The sequence below is a fragment of the Priestia sp. P5_B4 genome, assembly GCF_056400385.1.
Map to the genome: position 1 here is coordinate 1 of NZ_JBFULJ010000660.1, position 2,168 is coordinate 2,168.

The following is a 2,168-nucleotide window of genomic DNA, read 5'->3' on the forward strand; positions in this document are numbered from 1 at the left end:
AGCCTTTATACGTCTATCAAAGTAGACTGGAGAAATCTACAACTCAAATTAATGAAATGGATATGATAATCGATTCTGTTCATGATGGCATATATATCACAGATGAAAAGGGGTTTACTCTTCGAATTAACAATAAATATTCTCAAATGACTGGAATACACAAAGAAGAGGTTATTGGACGTCATGTATCTGAGTTAGTCTATAGAGGGTATTTTGACAATTCCATTACATTAAAAGTACTTGAAAACAAAAAAACAGTTTCTATGTTACAAAAAATTAAAGATGGAGATCAACTATGGTTAGTAACTGGAAATCCTATTTTTAATAAAGATGGGGATTTAGTGAAAATGTTTAACACGGTCTATGATATGACTGAACTGAATCGATTAAGAGAATCTTTAAAAGCTCAAGAAATTATGAACAATAACCAAAAGGTAGAATTACAAGTTCTTCGCTCTCAAATCGCTGAGGTACCAGGATTAATTGGCAATAGCCACACCATTCGTACCGTTAAAACAAAGATCAATAAAATTGCAGGCGTTGATTCTACAGTCCTACTTTTAGGCGAAACTGGATGCGGAAAAAATGTAGTAGCTAAGGCGATCCATCAATTAAGCAGTCGGTCATCCAAGCCTTTTATAGAAATTAACTGTGGAGCTCTTCCGGAACAGTTGATTGAATCCGAATTGTTTGGCTATGCAAATGGAGCGTTTACAGGTGCTGTACGGGGCGGGAAAGCAGGGTTACTAGAGATTGCTCACGAAGGAACAATATTTCTTGATGAAATTGGGGAATTACCGTTACATTTACAGGTTAAGCTTCTAACTTTTTTACAAGATAAAAAAGTTAGACGGGTCGGGGGAAATAATTCAAATGAAGTAGATGTTAGAGTTATTGCAGCAACACATCAGAATCTCAAACAACTAATTGCCGAAAAAAAGTTTAGAGAGGATCTTTATTATCGTTTATCAGTAGTGCCCATTAAACTTCCATCTCTACGAGATTATAAAGAAGATATTTATGTATTAACGAATTATTTTCTTAATAAGTATAATGATCAATATAAAAGTTCAGTTCATTTATCGAAGGGAGTTTACTTAGCGTTAGAGAATTATGAATGGCCAGGGAATGTAAGGGAATTGCAGTATTTAATAGAGCAGTTAGTGGTCCTTTGTGATGGTAATACGATTGACGTACATGATTTGCCTGACTATGTACATGATTCGAAAAACTCAACTATGTCTAAAGATATCAAAAAACTCAAAAAACTCGATGATATCGTTAAAGATATTGAATTTCAAGTTATTAAAGCAGTGTGGGAAGAGCTTGGAGAGGTTAGTCTTGTAGCTGATCGATTGGGTATGCATCGAACAACCTTAGTTCGCAAGGCTAAAAAAATAGGGCTCAATCTTACTAAGTAAATAAATACTTTATCTTTTGATGGAATATTTAAATACTAACTTTTTAAAAATATAGTTTCCTTATAATAATTTTTTAATACCTATAATTAATCCATTAAAGGCTTTAATTATGTATATTGTGTGCAAAAATGCAAATCTGTGCATGATTGCACAGATTAAATCCCTTAGTAATTTAAGTCAAATAAAATATAAAGATCATTATATCTCCATTAAAGATAGATTTTTTAATCGGACTAAGTAAGTATTAACAGCAATATTACATGGATTTTGTTAATAATTATTTATAAGTAAAATTAATCACGTTAGTTATAAAGAAAGCGCTTTAAAAGATGGCATGAATATTGCACTCTTAATAAATGACAAAACATATTGTCAAAATGTGATTAATTAGGAGGAATAAATGTGTCAACAACATTAGATTTAAATGCGTTTACGGAGAAATATAATTTACCAGATCAAGCTATTGATGTGAATGAAATCCCTTGGGTACCAACTTTTACGGAAGCAGACGGTGTCTGGTTTAAGCCGGTCCGATTYGATTTAACAACAGGTAACTGGATTCATATTTCAAAATTTAAAGCAGGTAAAGGAAACGCACGACACCGGCATACGGGGGGGACTGTGTTGGCCTACACCCTCCAAGGAACCTGGAGATATTTAGAAAGAGATTGGGTAGCCAAGCCAGGTACTTTTGTTTATGAACCACCAGGTGATATCCATACCTTAGTAGTGGATAAAGGAGAAGAT

The 2,168-nt window shown here is 33.4% G+C and carries 2 protein-coding genes; both read left to right on the forward strand.

Features of this window, described 5'->3' with window-relative positions:
* On the forward strand, window positions 1–1,421 hold a 1,421-nt coding region (locus AC1DRF_RS24355), incomplete at its 5' end, for a sigma-54 interaction domain-containing protein (RefSeq protein ID WP_477741907.1).
* 402 nt (window positions 1,422–1,823) lie between these two features.
* Window positions 1,824–2,168 (forward strand): 2,4'-dihydroxyacetophenone dioxygenase family protein (locus AC1DRF_RS24360; protein ID WP_477741908.1); only part of this gene is annotated, 345 nt, incomplete at its 3' end.